Annotated in this window: 12 protein-coding genes; 3 read left to right on the forward strand and 9 right to left on the reverse strand. The window is 36.0% G+C overall.

What is annotated here, in order from left to right; genetic code table 11:
* The first annotated feature begins 156 nt into the window (after positions 1-156).
* Entirely contained in the window at positions 157-2,262 is a 2,106-nt protein-coding gene (locus VB694_RS02590; RefSeq protein WP_323358797.1) for a S8 family serine peptidase, read from the forward strand.
* Here VB694_RS02590 and VB694_RS02595 read toward each other — a convergent pair.
* From VB694_RS02595 to VB694_RS02625, 7 genes are all read right to left on the reverse strand, one after another.
* The gene (locus tag VB694_RS02595; RefSeq protein ID WP_323358745.1) at positions 2,202-7,139 is read right to left on the reverse strand and encodes a filamentous hemagglutinin N-terminal domain-containing protein; all 4,938 of its coding nucleotides are present in this window, start codon (positions 7,137-7,139) and stop codon (positions 2,202-2,204) included. The two genes, VB694_RS02590 and VB694_RS02595, sit on opposite strands and share 61 nt — an antisense overlap.
* A gap of 308 nt (positions 7,140-7,447) precedes the next feature.
* Entirely contained in the window at positions 7,448-8,224 is a 777-nt protein-coding gene (locus tag VB694_RS02600) for a 1-acyl-sn-glycerol-3-phosphate acyltransferase (RefSeq protein WP_323358798.1), read from the reverse strand.
* Positions 8,225-8,335: 111 nt separating this feature from the next.
* Positions 8,336-8,821 carry a tRNA adenosine(34) deaminase TadA gene (tadA, locus tag VB694_RS02605; RefSeq protein WP_323358746.1) on the reverse strand — a complete coding sequence of 162 codons (486 nt, stop codon included), beginning with the start codon at positions 8,819-8,821 and terminating at the stop codon, positions 8,336-8,338.
* Entirely contained in the window at positions 8,821-9,159 is a 339-nt protein-coding gene (gene grxC / locus VB694_RS02610) for a glutaredoxin 3 (RefSeq protein ID WP_323358747.1), read from the reverse strand. Before grxC ends, tadA begins: the two co-directional genes overlap by 1 nt.
* Positions 9,160-9,256: 97 nt before the next feature.
* Entirely contained in the window at positions 9,257-10,702 is a 1,446-nt protein-coding gene (locus VB694_RS02615; protein ID WP_323358748.1) for an ATP-dependent DNA helicase RecQ, read from the reverse strand.
* A gap of 27 nt (positions 10,703-10,729) precedes the next feature.
* Positions 10,730-11,236: a hypothetical protein gene (locus VB694_RS02620; RefSeq protein WP_323358749.1), complete on the reverse strand. Its 507-nt coding sequence runs from the start codon at positions 11,234-11,236 to the stop codon at positions 10,730-10,732.
* Between the two features lie 14 nt (positions 11,237-11,250).
* Complete coding sequence (locus tag VB694_RS02625; protein ID WP_323358750.1) at positions 11,251-11,802, reverse strand: GNAT family N-acetyltransferase; 552 nt, start codon at positions 11,800-11,802, stop codon at positions 11,251-11,253.
* 180 nt (positions 11,803-11,982) lie between these two features.
* Between VB694_RS02625 and VB694_RS02630 the strand changes: the two genes are divergently transcribed.
* The gene (locus tag VB694_RS02630; RefSeq protein ID WP_323358751.1) at positions 11,983-13,356 is read left to right on the forward strand and encodes a hypothetical protein; all 1,374 of its coding nucleotides are present in this window, start codon (positions 11,983-11,985) and stop codon (positions 13,354-13,356) included.
* 37 nt (positions 13,357-13,393) lie between these two features.
* Positions 13,394-13,816: a DUF29 family protein gene (locus VB694_RS02635; protein WP_323358752.1), complete on the forward strand. Its 423-nt coding sequence runs from the start codon at positions 13,394-13,396 to the stop codon at positions 13,814-13,816.
* A 59-nt stretch (positions 13,817-13,875) separates the two neighbouring features.
* On the opposite strand, the gene VB694_RS02640 is transcribed toward VB694_RS02635, so the two are convergent.
* Positions 13,876-15,468 (reverse strand): 2-isopropylmalate synthase, encoded by a 1,593-nt coding sequence (locus VB694_RS02640; RefSeq protein WP_323358753.1) that lies wholly within the window; start codon positions 15,466-15,468, stop codon positions 13,876-13,878.
* Between the two features lie 91 nt (positions 15,469-15,559).
* Complete coding sequence (locus VB694_RS02645) at positions 15,560-16,081, reverse strand: NYN domain-containing protein (RefSeq protein WP_323358754.1); 522 nt, start codon at positions 16,079-16,081, stop codon at positions 15,560-15,562.
* Positions 16,082-16,718: the final 637 nt, after the last annotated feature.

Below are 16,718 nucleotides of genomic sequence, written 5' to 3' on the forward strand. Positions count from 1 at the left end.
GAAAAAATGGGATTTTTAACCCGCGCAGGCGGGTTTAGTTTGTATAGCCGCGACTTCTAGTCGCCAGGCTGTAATAAATTAGACTTTTCAAACAACCTCTTAGGATGGCTATATAATTGACTATTACCCTGCATATTATTCACTCAAATATTCATGATGAGCGATAGTTTTAGTTCCTCTAATTCTCAAACTACAGGTGTACCTGCAAGCAGCCAAGGAGTGGTTTTACAACGTGGTGGAGAGGAGTTGATTTTAGAAAAAGCTTGGGAACGCTTTACTATCAGTCCAACGGAAAACTTTTCTCGTGAGCAATTTTCTCAGATTACTGGTAGTGTTTGGCGGCACACTATCCCTAGAGCAAAACTAGAATTATTCACTGTTGAACCTAGCCAGTTAGAAGCGGCCATGTCTCAAGCAAGGGCTGACGAAAGGGTGGCTTTTGCTAGTCATGTTTATAAGTTTAAAGATAATCCAGGTACTTATGTTTATTTAAGTGATCAAATCACAATTCAATTTGCTACCTGGGTAGACTCTGCCAAGATTAATACTATAGCATCTACATTTAGCTTAATTGAAAATCAACCAGTTTTAGGTCTACCGAATACATTTATATTTCTCCTTAGTAAACAAACAAGGGAAAACCCGATCAAAATTACCAATCAGTTGCAAGGACTTACAGAAGTTTTAGCTGCTGAACCCAATATTTTTATCCAACAAGAACCACATTATAAACCTAGTGATTCTCTCTATTCTCAGCAATGGTATCTCAACCATAATAGCGGTAATCAATTAGGAGGAAGTTCTCATATTTCTGTAGAACAAGCTTGGGATATTACTCGTGGTGTGCGTTCTGTAGTCGTAGCAATTGTGGATGATTCTTTTGATTTGAATCACCCAGATTTTCAAGGTCTGGGTAAAGTTGTCGCTCCCAGAGATTTAAAAGAAAATGATTTTTTACCTTTACCTGGTGAAAAAGAAACTAGTCACGGTACTGCTTGTGCAGGAATAGCTGTAGCCGAAGAAAATGGTCAGGGAATTGTTGGTGTTGCTCCCGGTTGTGCTTTAATGCCAATTCGCACCACTGGATATTTAGATGATGAATCAATTGAGGATATATTTAATTGGGCAATTAATTATGGTGCAAGTGTAATTTCTTGCAGTTGGGGAGCATCTGCTGTTTATTTCCCTTTATCTTTGCGTCAAAAGGCAGCTATGACTCGCGCTGCTACCCAAGGAAGAAATGGTAAAGGATGTGTAATTGTCTTTGCTGCTGGTAATGCTAACCGCCCGATTAGTGGTACTATCAATGAGCAAAATTGGCCAAAAAATGTTTTAGAAGGTAAGACAAATTGGTTAAGTGGTTTTGCTATTCATCCAGATGTAATTGCGGTTTCTGCATCTACAAGTTTAAATAAAAAAGCTGCTTATAGTAATTGGGGATCTAATATTTCTGTTTGCGCTCCTAGTAATAATGCTCCGCCAGGAATGTGGTTTCAAGAAACAGGTTTTGTATATACACAACCAACAATTACTACTTCTCTTTCTGGTTTGGGAATGTTTACTACAGACCAACTAGGAGCAGCGGGTTATAGTCCTGGAAATTTTACTAATAACTTTGGTGGTACTTCTAGTGCGACTCCCGTAGTTGCAGGGGTAGCAGCTTTAATTTTATCAGCTAATCCTAATTTAACGGCGCAACAAGTTAATCGCATTTTACAAGAAACTACTGATAAAATTGTTGATCTTGAAGCTGATCCACAATTGGGTTTACGTGGGGGTAGTTATGATAGTAATGGTCATTGTATTTGGTTCGGTTATGGTAAAGTGAATGCTGCAAAAGCTGTACGTACAGCCCAACAGTTAAGTACAGTGATATCAACTGTTAATAGAAAATTAAATGCTGAAAATAAGCAACAAATTGCTATTCCTGATAATAATAAAAAAGGAATTAGAAATGCGATCGCTATTAATGAAAATGTTACTATTGCTGATATTGAAGTAACAGTAAATATCAGTCACGATTTTTTAGGAGATTTAGAAGTTTATTTAATTGCTCCTAATAATCAACAAGTATTATTACAAAGTCGAACTTTAGGAAGACAGACTCAGTTAGAAAAAACTTATACAGTGCGATCGCATCCTGTTCTCAAACAGTTACTTTCCTTAACAACAAAGGGAAATTGGCAATTACAAATTATTGATCATTCACCTGAAGATGTGGGTAAACTTAATAGTTGGGAATTAGTAATAGGATATGCTTGATAATTTATCCGTAAATTAGTATAACAACCAGGATGATTTAAACCAGAATTTTGCAGCGTAACCTTTGGAGTTTCTGCGGTTAAAAATACCTTACCATCAGCATTAATCATCCAACCCTGGGCTTCTTGAATGACAAGATTGTGAATATTTTCCTCCTGCTTATTTACTTCTCTTTGTTTTAATATAACTGGTGTTATTCCTTGTTTACTTGAACGATTAGCCCACTCTACCATACCGGGAGAATTGCTAATTAATTCATCAACTTCAGCAGGTAAACCTCCCCTACCAATAATGGTAAAAGAATTCTTTTTAGCACGTTGTTCATAAGAACAAATATCTTTACCTAACAGTGATTCTGCATTGACTAAATTACCAGGTAATTCTATTAAACCAGAAGTAGGATCAATATCTGGAGTATTGATTTCCACTTGTCCAGCTAAACCAAATTCAGAAGATGCAGTAATATCACTTTTGCGGGTTAATTCTTGTTGATATTCTAATCCAAAGATAGCGTTAGTTGTAATGTTGATTTTTCCACCATCTCCTTGAAAAGCGTTAGCAGTAATATCACTATTTTCACTAGGAAAGGCAATAATAAAAGGAGTATTAATATTGATGTTTCCCCCATCTCCTCCTGTTCCTGCTGTTGCGGTAATTTTACTATTATTTCTAAACAATAATAAATCTGGAATATTCAGATTTATATTTCCACCTTGGTTAGAAGCAGTTTCCGCACTAATAAAACCTTGATTATCTAAAATCAGATTACCAGCTTGAACAGAAACATCTCCACCTTCTCCACTTCCTTGACTATTTACTCCTATTCCTGCACCATTTTTAATAGTTAATGTTTGGGGGTCAATATCAATACTACCACTATCACCAATTGAACCTAGTTCTGTACTAGCAAATAGTCCAGTGTCTGTTCCATCTAAGGTAATATTATCTTTAACTTGGACGATGATATTCCCGCCTTTACCACTTCCAGAAGTGGAAGCAGATATTTTCACACCATCACTCAGATTTAAGTTCTGGGAGGTAATTAAAATATTGCCAGCATCACCTGTTCCTTTACTTTCAACAGCTAATTTTCCCTGCCCAGCGATGTTAATATTTTCCGGTGCGGTAATAATTAAATCTCCACCTTTACCACTAGCAGTAGTGGAAGCAGAAATAATTGAACCAGGGAACAGGGTTAAATCTAATGTGTTCTGATTTTCATAAGGATTGAGTTGTAATGTTCCTGCGGGTGATTGTCCTTGGGTTTCGGCAAAAACACCTACTATACCGGCTAGGTTCATTTTTGAGGCGTTTAAGGTGATGCTACCACCGCCATCTTTATTAGTAGCTGTTTCTGTAGCAGTAGCGGTAATACGGGCGGTATCAGATACGGTGAGGCTAGGAGTATTCACAATGATGTTTCCGGCTTTTCCTGCACCACTGGTTTCAACGGAGAGGATAGGAGAAGAATCTTTAACACCGATACCGAGATTAACAGCTTTATCTGCATTGATGGTGATTGTACCGCCATCACCTGTGCCTGTAGTTGTGGCGAAGATTTCAGCGCCATTGGCTACTGTTAAGGTGGGAGTATCAAGGGTGATGTCTCCAGCTTTACCTTCTGCTGTGGTGGAAGCTGAGAGTTCTGAATTATTTGTGAGGGTTAATTTTTTAGCATTAATTTGAATATTGCCGGCTTTGCCTGTGCTGCTGGTGTTACTTGTAATTTTACTACTATTATTGAAGGTGACAGTACCAGGACTGGTGATATTTACGTTTCCTGCGGGGTCACTGCCTCTGGTGTCACTTTCTATGCGACTACCTTGAAAAATGAGATTACCTGTGCTGGTGAAATTGACATTTCCTGATTGACCAACGTCACTAACATCTAAGATAATTTTTTCCCCAAAAAAATCAAATGTTACTGTGTTACTAGTGGTAATCTTAGTATTTTTTACAGATAAATTATCAAAACCTTGAACTTGAACATCTCCAGATTTGGAGGAAGAAGAAAGAGTTAAAATTTCCAAATTTGTAATATTATTTTTAGCTACTAATGCAACATCACCACCTTTTCCTGAAGTTCCATTTTCGGAAATAGATAAGGAATAAAAACTAGGAAATTCTTGGCTAAATTCATCTTTGATTCCATTAATATCACCACCGGGGACAGTTAGGGAAATTGCTCCGCCATTACCCGCTTTTCCTAAGTATGTAATTGAGTCTGATTTAAGGGACTGAGTAAAGATATTACTACCATAGGAAGTCAGAAAAATATCTCCGCCACTACCTGCTGTTCTTAAATATGAAAATGATGGAGAGTTAAAATTATAGTATGAGCGTGAGTATGAATCTATGTTTTGTGTGGTAATATCACCACCAGAAGTCAGATAAATATCTCCTCCATTCCCTGCTCTTCCTTGGATTGAAAGCGAAGAGGAGTTAATATTTTTTGTTTTGATATTTCCACCTGCATTCAGAGAAATTTTCCCACCATTTTCTCCTTTGTAAGAATATGAGTAGGAGTTAATGTTTTCTGTATAAATATTACCATCAGTGGTAAGATAAATACTTCCACTATCTTCTCCTTTGGCATAACGTGAAGATGAGTATGATTCTATATCTTGGGTAGAAATATCACCACCAATGGCAGTCAAGTTTATATCTCCTCCTTTGCCTTCAAAACGTGAATAAGATACTATATTTTCTGTAGTGATATTGCCACCAGTGGCTGTCAAGTTAATGTTTCCTCCATTTCCACCTGTGTGAAAATATGAATATGAATAAGAGTTAATGTTTTGTGTAGAGATAGAGCCATTAACAGCAGTAAGATTTATATTACCTCCATCATCTACTGAGGATTCAAAAGATTGTGAGAATGAATTAAGGTTATATGTATAAATAGAGCCATCAGTGGCATTTAAGTTTATATTTCCTCCTTTTCCTCCAGAATATGAAAAAGATTCTAAGTTGTGTGTAGATATATCACCGCCAGCAAAAAGGAAAATTGCTCCACCATTTGCTTTACGACCAAGTAAGAATGACTCTGAGGAGGAGTTTAGATTTTGTGTAGTAATATTGCCATCAGCAGTGAGAGAAATCGCACCCCCATTTCCTGCTGTACCTGAATATGAATGTGAGGAGGAGTCTAAGGATTGAGTAGAGATATGGCCTTGAGTGGTTTTAAGGGAGATTGCACCCCCATTTCCTGACATAGAAGAGGCGTTAATATTACCCGTAGTAATATCATGAATGGCATTTAGATTTATCAACCCAGCATTAATACTGCTAGATGAATTGATGTCACTTGTCGAAATTTTACCTCCAGCCTTGAGGTTGACATTTCCTCCAGCACCAAGACTACGAGAGGTAGTGATAATTAACTGTGTACCAGTTGCTATTCCCCAAGGGGCGGTGTCTCCAGCTTTATACACAGTCGTTGTAGTATGAGAGTTGTTATGACTAGATATAGATAAGTCCCAACTACCATTGGGGTTACGCTTATTAAGTTGAGCTAATGGATTACTAGGTTGAAATGTGCCGTTAAAGGGAGTAGAACCCGATGAAATAGGAGTAGAAGCACTATCAGCGAGTAGGGTATCTTGAAAATTGACGAGATTATTTCCCGTTGAATCAATCAAATTTAAACTTACATATTCTGCGGGTGAGGATAAACTAACATTTGAATTACTGAGAACATTACTAGCTGAAAGTCTCACTTTAACTTCCGTGATGGGGTCGGTGAGATTGCTAGTGAAGGTAAAATTACCACCGTATATGTCTTCATCAGGATTAATTAGACCTGTCTCACCGTATATGTCTTCATAGGGATTAATTATTATTGTTAATGTCCCACCGTGATCAATATCTATGGTGGTAGTTTGGGGAGTAGCATAGGTAGTATCCAGTATTCCTGTGATAATATCTCCATCTTCACTGGTGATATTAATATCTCCACCTTTGCTACTAATATCTTTGATGTTAATATTGCCTCTCGCTTGCAAATTTACTAATAATCCCGGTGCTGTAGTCGTAATATTTCCTGTACCTGTCATCTGTTTTTCTGCTGTTAATGATAAGATGGGATTAATAGCAGGAATTTCAGCATTTTCATCAGCAACAATTGCAATCTTTTCATAGTTAAGATTTTGATTCGCTGTTACTATAGCGGACTGTGCAGTTAAATCATTAACTTCTACATCTCCAACTGTAGATGTTAGTTCTATCTTGCCATGAGGTGCAGATAGAATCCCACGACTGTTAATATTGCTGCTAAAAAATATTAAATCTGTACCCGTGATTAAATTACCTTGATTTTCTATCTTTGCTTGCTGATTTTTTAACGCATTAACAAATAATGCCCCCAGTTGTACACTCAATAAATTACTTGTCGCTGGTGCAGTCGCACTAAATAACCCATTTTCACCTAATTTAATTCCATCCGCAGTTGTAGCTGTAAATGAACCACGAATATCTAAAACGGCATCTTTACCAAAAAATATCCCATTGGGATTAATTAAAAATAAATTTGCTGTTCCTTCTACTCCTAATGTTCCGAAAATATTTGAAACATTATCACCAGTGACACGAGTTAATATATTTTCAATTCCTGTAGGGTTAGCAAAATACACACTTCTATTTTCACCAACATTGAATTTTTCAAAGCTGTGAAATAAATTACTACCTCTAGCAGCACCACCATTAATAATGTCTTTTAAGTCGTTGATTTTGGTAACAACTGATTTTTCTGCACCTAATGTATTATCTGGTTTGAGTTCGGCTAATACTCTGAGATGTGAAGAGGTAAATATTCCTCCTATTGTTAATAAGGTTGTAATTAATTTTTTATAAAATAGTTGCTGTTTTTTAAATGTCATTATATCAACTCCTTATAATTAGGAATATTGTAAACCATTTTCAGTAAATCTACAAGATAATTTTGACAATTTAATGCTCAATGATATTAAATAAAGTAGCTATTCAATATCACCTAATAGATACCTAATCACCAGAATCAGTCAATCCTCAAATTGATATAACTTATGTGGCTGGCTGTTCTGAACTTCGTCCTTTGAGATAAAAAATCTCTCTAAAACTCTATTAGAGAGATTTTATGAATTACATAAGTTTGAAAATGCGATCACTACCTACACAACAAGTATTCCTAGTAGAAATACAAATATATTTAAACGCAGGAATTGGGCATTTCTGCAAAAGCATGAGCAGCTATTTCTGATTTTTGATGACTTAATTGTTGTAATTTATTTGTTAAATCTGCGGTTAGGCGTTTAGCATCTTTTTTTAAACAACCATTAATGTAATCTGTAACTTTTATAGATTCGCCAATATGAATGTTCACATCTGTACCCCAGTTGGGATAAGGTTGACTGTAATTAATGCCAACGGGAATAATTTTTATATCTAAACCAGGGTGAATAGATTCAGCAGTTAAAGCTAAACGAGAAATTCCCGACTTTAAGGGGTGAACTTTGCCATCTCGATAAATGCCACCTTCGGGATAAATCACCAACATTTCTCCATCTACCATTAACCCTACAGTATGACGCAAAGTGGCGATCGCCGGCCGTTGAATATCTACAGGAAAACCGCCCATACGCAGCACAAACCAGCCTTGTATCCCTTGACACTCACTGCTTGTCACCATAAATCGCATATCTCGACCAGTGACACGACGACCTGTAGCATAGGGTAACAGCAAAGAATCCCAACGAGAACGGTGAGTAGGTGCAAAAATAACAGGTCCATTTTTAGGGATATTTTCTTGACCCTTGATATTAATTTTACCAAAAAATAACGGTATAACTACGTTATGCCCCAAACAATAGGCCAAAGGAGTTAACCAAGAAGAAACCCTTGATGTACTAGAAGCCACCTTGGGATTTACTGAGGTATTTGTTAATTGAGATTCAGAGTTGGTAGAAGCAGAGTAAAATTCCATCATGACGGTGGCTGGTAGTTGGCGGGTAAAATGTGACGCAAACTTAATTATGTCCACCGTAAATTTTCTTGAGTCACTTGTGTTTTGCTATCTGGACAGTTTTACCTCTGTCTGTTATTTATGCTTATGCCTTCTAGCAGTAAACCAAGTTTGTAATTGTTGGCGACAAGCTGATTCTAGAATACCTCCTACCACTTGTAAAGCATGATTAGATGCGGGACTACTGGGTATGTTGATAACAGTCCGAATTGCGCCAGTTTTAGTATCGTCCACTCCATAAACTAATGTTTGCAACCGTGCATGAACTATAGCACCAGCACACATCGGACAAGGTTCTAATGTCACGTACAGGGTGCATTTATCCAAACGCCAGCTTTGTAAACTTCTCGTAGCTGATTGAATCGCAATAATTTCCGCGTGCGCGGTAGGATTTTGCTCCCGTTCTTTTCTATTTTCCCCTTCCGCAATTAAGTTACCCCATTGGTCAATAATCACCGCACCTACAGGAACTTCACCCGCATCACCCGCTACCTGTGCTAATTCTAGGGCGCGATTCATCCATTTTTGATGTTTTAAATATTCTGGGTGGTCAATGGTCATTATTCAGTTGTTACTGTTTCCCTATTTTCTGACTCCTGAACCAACAACGGGTCTAGTTGACCTTTTGTATCTAATCCATACAAATCATCACAACCGCCTATATGTTGATTATTAATGAAAATTTGGGGAACACTGCGGCGACCATTGGCGCGTTCTGCCATTTTTGCTCTCGCTGCTTCGTCACCGTCAATTTTGTATTCAGTAAATTTAACGCCTTTCCACGATAACAGCATTTTGGCACGGATACAGTAAGGGCAAGTTTGCCAAGTGTAAATTTCGACGTTGGCTTTGATACGCTCTGGGTGGCGACCTAAAAGAGAATTGATGAAGTCTAGCATAAATAAAATTTATTCAACAAATTAATCTTATATCTGATTATAACATTTCCCAAAAACAAATGACAACTTTCCTTGATTACTGCTGACATTTATTGATTTATTTCTGACAATTATCACAATGTCCACAACGCCAATTTTCAGCATCTTTCCCAAAACCAAAAGCAGTTAACAAAAACTGCCAACGACATTTTTTAGTATGCAAATATTCACTCATTTGTTTAGCAGCTTGTAATTGCATTTTCGGCTGTTTTCCAGAGTTTGTAGAAATTGCATAATGAAAAGGATCAAGCCATTGCAATTGGCCACTACTATGCAGTAAAGAAAGCGCATTTGCACCATCAGGAAATTGTTTAATTACAGATGTTACTTCTCCCTGTTGCGGTAACTTTTTTACTAACTGTTGAGCTTTTTGTTGTTGCTTAAACATTTGTTGTTCAAAAAACTGCTGTCTTTGTTTATCTTCAGCATCTAAAAATCCCGTTGGTTCACTAATTAAAGTCAAGGCTTCTGCTGGTTTTCCATCTCTTCCCCCACGTCCTATTTCCTGCACATATTCAGATAATAAATGTGGTGCATGGAAATGTATAACCCATCTCACATCTGATTTATTTATCCCCATCCCAAAAGCACAGGTACAAACTACAAAAGGTATTTTTCCACCTAACCAACTTGCTTCTACTGCACGTCTTTCTGTTGCACCTAATCCTGCATGATAACTAGCAGTTTTATACCCTATTTCTGTTAACCACTCGGCTAAATTTTCGCTATCTTTGCGAGTTCTCACATAAATTAAACCTGCTTGATTTGGGCGATTTTGAATAAATTTTAATAATTGTTGTTTTCTACCTTTCGGAGTCCAAGCAATTTTAATACTAAGATGTAAATTATTACGGTAAGGATTAAGTTTATAACTATCAGGTTTTTGTAATTGTAAAACATCAGAAATTATCTTTTGTGCTGAAGGATCAGCCGTTGCTGTAAAAGCTGCTAAACTAATTTTAGTCCCCGGTGGTTTTGATTTTAATAACGCTGGACGAACTGCACCTAAACGCCGATAAGCTGGACGAAATGTATCACCCCATTGAACTAAACAATGTGCTTCATCTAGGATAATGCAATTAATTTGTAATTGGGGATGAGATAACCTTTCCCACACCGGGGGACTGAGTAAAGTTTCTGGGGATAAATATAATAATCTTAATTGTTGTTTTTCTAAAGCTTGCAAAGTTGCACGGCGTTGATTTGCAGGTAATTCACTGTGTAAAAGTGCGGCTTTTTGGTTGCGTTGACGTAGTTCTTCAACTTGGTTTTCCATTAATGCTACCAAGGGAGAAACTACTAAAGTTAATCCGGTTTTTAATAGTGCAGGAAGTTGAAAACAAATTGATTTTCCTCCACCTGTAGGCATAATAATTAATGCGTCTTTTTGGGATAATAAACTTTTGACAATTTCTCCCTGTGGTGGACGGAAATCATCATATCCCCAGATTTGTTTTAATGCTGTTTTGACTTCAGTTAAAGAATTTGTAATTGGATTATTCATAGTAATATTTAAGCCTAAATCATTATTTTATGCAGAAATTTGATTAATGCCTACTTGATAAATTACCTGTTCTCGTACTGAGTTTGCAGCAGCTAAAGCTATTTCTTCCCAATCACTAGCTAATAATAAAATAGCTAAAAGTGACTTTAATACATCCCGATTAGATATAAATTCTTCAACATTATATAATTCATCTTGCTTTAAAATATCTTGCAGTGCTGATAAAGCCGCAGGTTCAGGTAATTGTAATCTTTGAATCAAGGATTTTTGTGCTACTTCTAAAGCTGTTTTTTCCCCTATACCCAAATTCCATTCTTTTAGGAGTAACCTCAGTTCCCGGTTGAGTGATACGCGCAACTGTGTCAACCTTCCAAACATTCCCGGATTTTGCAATAAAGCGGGAATTGCTAAACCCCAATCTAATCCTGCTGTCACGTCGCAGTCGGTTTCATTTTCAATTTGAATTGCTGCTTGAAGGAATGCTGGGTTAAAAAGTAAATCAATAGCTTCAGCTACATTTTGGTTATTATTCATAATTACTCCCTGTATCATTTTTGTAGTCGTAACATACCATATTCAAAATAGGTAAGATTCTCGTATTCTTCATCAATACCAAGATTGAACATATTTTGGTTTTCATAAAATCGTTCCGCAGTTGGAAGTGAATGCAGTCCAATTCTTCCACCATAACCTAACTCTACACTTCTGAGTCGTGCATATCTCAATAATGCAGTACCTACACCTTTATATCGTGGTGGACTTTGTATTTCTTTACGATTCCAAGGAGCAGAGGTAATGTACTGGATATATACTAATCTTTGTCCAATTGCAGAGCGTGAACCGTGTAATTGAGTTTCCACCATCATTAACCCTTGAGTACAACCTTCACATTCCAGCGCATACCCTTCTTGGTTGTCTTGTTTGCTAATATATCCCAGTTTAAATAACCAATCCCAAAACTTATCTTCTGCTTGAAAAACTCGTAACTCCTCGCGCCATAAGTTTTCATAATCATGGATGTGTTTTTGAGATAATTCAACAAGATTGGCGTTAACTGGTGAATTTTCTGTACCTCGATTTAATTGAATTTGTAGCTGCACTAATACACCTTATCTGAATTTTTATACAAGTTGAGTTTATCGCTGAATGGGTTTCGTAGAGTGCATAAAAACATAATGTACCATTTTTAGGGTATTTTAATGTTACCAATACATATCACAAGGGTATACTAAAAGTATAAATAATGCTATACTTATGAAGTTGTTATAGTCAATAAAAATATGGATTCATCAATAAAAGAAGATGTAAAAATTGAGGATGTTATTAAACTCTTAGAAAAAATTACAAATACAACTGCAAAGTTAGACAATGATAAATATATTTTTGAAAAAAAGCTTACACAGCAACCAAAAATAGAACCCAAAGTTTCTGGAAAACCTCAAATATTACGTAAACCGCAAGCTCCTTTTTCAATAAGCCTAAGATTTTCTAGAATAGAAGAGATATTAAACACTTTATCCAATAAAAGAATCACAGAAGATAATAAGTATGAATTTTATGATGATAAACATTACGAATTGCTTGTAAAACGGGAAAATACAGCAAAATTACTTAATAGTATTACAGAAAAAAAGGAAGTTATAATATTTCTTGAAGATAAATATAATAAATTAAAATATGAAATTTCTCCTATCAGCGATGAATATTTATTATGGATAATTTTACAACAAATTAAGCAAAATATTTATACTAATTTATCTATAGGAAATAGGCAAAATTGGCCTATAAAGCAGCCAGAGGATAGCCATGAAATCAACATTTTTGATTATTTAAAACAGACATCTAACAGTTATTTAACACTCAAAATTATAGCTGATAAAAAACTGTCATTAAAAGATTTTGATAACTTAACTTACACATTCTTATTTCAAATAGCTTATAATAATACAGATTTGATATTTTATCCAGAAACATATTTAGAAAAAAATCCTATTAAAAGAAATTCATCAAAAGATGAAATAGATCCTCCTAAAAGATTGTATAATAATGATTTAATACAACATTATTTGTTAGCAGTATCTGCAAAAGATCCTGTTGTAATATTTTTGTCTCATTATCATGTAATAGAACATTTTTTTGAGTCTGTATTTTATGATTACTTGAATCAAGAAATCAAGAAAATTATTACAAATCCGGGGTTTTCTTATAATCGAGAGAAGGATATTAACAAACTAATCAGCATGGTTAAAGATTCTTTATCAGCAATTAATGGAGACTCAACTTTTAAGGAATTAGAAGCTTTAAAAATCTGTTTAAAACAATATATTAATTTAAGTCAATTGGAAAATGATATTAATCAGTTTGATTCTAATTTATTAAATTATTATAAAACAACAAAAGTTTCATTTTCTGGTTCTGGAGAGAATACTAATATAAATTTTCAAAATCAAAACAAGATTTATGAACAATTGGCTAACAGAATTTATAAGACTCGAAATGCTATAGTTCATAGTAAAGAACGTATTAAGGAAAAAGATTATAAAGATAAATATACACCTTTTGTAGACGACAGTGTATTATTTAGAGAAATTCCTTTGATACAATTAATTTCCGAACAGATTATCTTATCCACTAGTAATGAATTCAAAATATAATAAATATTAATTGTTAATCACAATTTCCACAACCAACATGGAAGAACTCTTAGAAATTAGACAACTCCTACAACAAGGAAAAATCAATGAAGCTTTACTGTTAGTAGATGAATTAGAAGAAATGAGCCTTAGTGATAAAATCAATAAAATTGATAGTTATGGCGTAATTCTACTCATCCATTTAATCAAACAAAAAGCTGAAAAACGTTCTACCCGTTCTTGGGAAATATCTATAGAAAATGCAGTACGGGAAATCAATAAAATTAATAAACGCCGCAAATCTGGTGGTGTTTACTTGAATCAAATAGAATTAATGGAAATTCTGCAACAAGGATATCAAGTAGCACTAAAAAGAGCAGCTTTAGAAGCTTTTGAAGGACGTTATGAAACAGAAGAATTAGCAACTATGGTTAATGAACAAGAAATATTAACTCATGCTTTGGAATTAATTCAAAAGTAGTCAGAACTCACAGATCCCCGACTTCTTCAAGAAGTCGGGGATCTAGGGTATATATGTTATTATGCTGTCACTTCTTCCTTAACTTCCTTCTGCAATGCTGAATACAACCTATTCAGTGCATTCACATAAGCCTGAGCCGATGCCACAATGATGTCTGTATTTGCTGCATGACCGGAAAATACACGGGATTCATGGCGTAAGCGAATCGTGACTTCCCCTAAAGCATCTATTCCACCTGTCACCGATTGCACTGAAAACTCAATCAATTCATTAGGTACATTCACTACTCGATTGATGGCTTTATAAACCGCATCTACTGGACCTGTACCAATAGCTGCATCGGTTAATTCTTTACCTTCGGGAGTGCGAAGTGTCACTGTAGCAGTTGGTTGAGTGTTGCTACCGCAGGAAACCTGTACTAATTCAACTTTAAATAAATCTGGTGCTTGTTGGATTTCGTCGTTAACAATAGCCTCTAAATCCCAATCAGAGATTTCTTTCTTTTTGTCTGCGACTTCTTTAAAGCGAACAAAGGCTTTATTGAGGTCATTGTCTGATAATTCAAAACCCAATTCTCTCAAGCGAGTACCAAAGGCATTTCTACCAGAATGTTTACCCAAAACGATTTGATTGTCTGTTAAACCAATCAATTGGGCATCCATAATCTCATAAGTGAGCTTATTTTTTAACACTCCATCTTGGTGAATTCCCGATTCGTGTGCAAAAGCATTTGCACCGACAATGGCTTTATTTGGTTGCACCAACATTCCTGTCAAGTTGGAAACCAGACGGGAGGTTTTATAAATTTGTTTGGTGTCAATATTAGTTAATGATGCTTCAGAATCAGCAGGTCTACCAAAGAAGGGGTTAAAATATTGCCGTCTGACGTGCAGTGCCATTACTAACTCTTCTAAGGCAGCATTTCCAGCCCGTTCTCCTATACCATTAATGGTACATTCTAGCTGTCGTGCGCCATTTTTAACGGCTTCTAAGAAGTTAGCAACTGCTAAACCCAAATCATTATGGCCGTGAACGGAAATAATGGCTTGGTCGATGTTGGGGACGTTTTCGGTAATGCCTTTAATCATCTCCCCAAATTCGCTGGGGGTGGTGTAACCTACAGTGTCAGGAATGTTAATTGTTGTTGCACCAGCTGCGATCGCCCGCTCCAAAACTTGGTAAAGATATTCTGGATCGGTACGAGCCGCATCCATTGGCGAAAATTCGACATCATCCATGAAGGACTTAGCATAAGCTACCATTTCTTCTGCGATCGCTAAAACTTCCGCCCGTGACTTTCGCAGCTGATACTGTAAGTGAATATCAGAAGTAGAGATAAAGGTGTGAATTCTGCCGTGGACTGCTGGTTTTAATGCTGCTGCCGCCGCTTCAATATCTGCTTTAATGGCTCTAGCCAAGCTACAAATTACCGGACCATCTTCTGTTCCTATAGTTTGGGCAATTTTTTTGACTGCTTCAAAATCACCTGGACTAGCAAAAGCAAAACCAGCTTCAATTACATCTACACCTAAACGAGCTAATTGTTTGGCAATAATTAGCTTTTCCTCTATGTTTAATGTCGCTCCCGGACACTGTTCTCCATCTCGCAGTGTCGTATCAAAGATGATAATTCTGTCTGCTTGATTTCTCATTGGTTTTAGGTTGTTTAGTTTTGTTTGTGGGCTTAAAATACCTTGAACTTTATTTTTTAACTCTTGGCTTTGTAAATAATTATTAATTTTACTAAGCTTCAGTTTTTTCTATTTTGTCTCTGATATCGTTCAAGTCTATATATCTATCAGTAGCATTGCGTAGTTCTCTGGCTATCATGCCTTCAGTTGATACAACTGTTATATGCGTATTCTTAGAACGTAATAGCTCGATTGCTCTTTCAAAATCCCCATCACCACTAAATAAAACAACTCGGTCGTACTGGTCTACTGTATTAAACATATCGACGACAATTTCAATATCTAAATTAGCTTTTTGTGAGTAACGACCAGAAACATCGTCATAGTATTCTTTGAGGATTTTAGTGCGTACTGTATATCCCAAACTAATGAGTGCATCTCGAAAACCGCGTTGATCTTGTGGATCTTTTAAGCCTGTGTACCAAAAAGCGTTAATCAACGTTGTCTCAGACTGCTCATTCTTAAAGTATTCTAACACTCGTCGCGGGTCAAAAAACCAGCCATTTTTTTGTTGAGCATAGAACATATTGTTTCCGTCTACAAAAATAGACAGACGATTCATTGGCGAACCCATAGAAATTTACACCTAAATAATAGATAAGAATGTAAGATTGAACAATAGATTATAGCAATTCTTAATCGTCAAGGTCGCTAATATCTATAAAAGTAGTTTTTTTTCATGTATAGGTTTTATCCTACCTCTGGCAAAGCATAAAATTGGCTAAAACATTAAATTTGATATTCTAGGAACTTAACTTATTTAACCTCCGACTCTTCGGAACACAGCCTCTGATCAAAATCTACCAATAAAATTGACTTAGTAATAGCATTCTGATCTGGATATCAATCAAGTTTACTCCTAAAGAGGTATCACATAAGGTTTTGGGCAGAATATTAGGACTATGTGGATTAATATCCTGATTATCCTCCACATCCTACCTCCTTGCTACTACATTCAGCCTCTGGTAAAAACTTTTGCTCTCCGGCATTTTCTGGTCTCACTGGTCTCGCTGTGGTTTGGCGGCATACGAGGATAGGATATAATCTCACCGTAACCAATTGCAAAGGTAAATCTGCTCTGGGTCATATCTGTGCGAAAATCAGGGTTAGAAATTGAGTTATACACAAATTTAGGCAGTATTTAATACTACTTGATTAAGAGTTTGGTAGTAGTAGCTTGGCAAATTTACAAGGTTTTTTCTTAGACCTGT

Source organism: Anabaena sp. UHCC 0451 (assembly GCF_034931405.1).
Taxonomy (GTDB): Bacteria; Cyanobacteriota; Cyanobacteriia; order Cyanobacteriales; family Nostocaceae; genus RDYJ01.

Excerpts from the sequence above, each read along its gene's own strand:
- VB694_RS02590 (WP_323358797.1), top strand. The coding sequence starts at position 157 with ATGAGCGATAGTTTTAGTTCCTCTAATTCTCAAACTACAGGTGTACCT.
- VB694_RS02595 (WP_323358745.1), bottom strand. The coding sequence starts at position 7,139 with ATGACATTTAAAAAACAGCAACTATTTTATAAAAAATTAATTACAACC.
- VB694_RS02600 (WP_323358798.1), bottom strand. The coding sequence starts at position 8,224 with ATGATGGAATTTTACTCTGCTTCTACCAACTCTGAATCTCAATTAACA.
- tadA (WP_323358746.1), bottom strand. The coding sequence starts at position 8,821 with ATGACCATTGACCACCCAGAATATTTAAAACATCAAAAATGGATGAAT.
- grxC (WP_323358747.1), bottom strand. The coding sequence starts at position 9,159 with ATGCTAGACTTCATCAATTCTCTTTTAGGTCGCCACCCAGAGCGTATC.
- VB694_RS02615 (WP_323358748.1), bottom strand. The coding sequence starts at position 10,702 with ATGAATAATCCAATTACAAATTCTTTAACTGAAGTCAAAACAGCATTA.
- VB694_RS02620 (WP_323358749.1), bottom strand. The coding sequence starts at position 11,236 with ATGAATAATAACCAAAATGTAGCTGAAGCTATTGATTTACTTTTTAAC.
- VB694_RS02630 (WP_323358751.1), top strand. The coding sequence starts at position 11,983 with ATGGATTCATCAATAAAAGAAGATGTAAAAATTGAGGATGTTATTAAA.
- VB694_RS02635 (WP_323358752.1), top strand. The coding sequence starts at position 13,394 with ATGGAAGAACTCTTAGAAATTAGACAACTCCTACAACAAGGAAAAATC.
- VB694_RS02640 (WP_323358753.1), bottom strand. The coding sequence starts at position 15,468 with ATGAGAAATCAAGCAGACAGAATTATCATCTTTGATACGACACTGCGA.
- VB694_RS02645 (WP_323358754.1), bottom strand. The coding sequence starts at position 16,081 with ATGGGTTCGCCAATGAATCGTCTGTCTATTTTTGTAGACGGAAACAAT.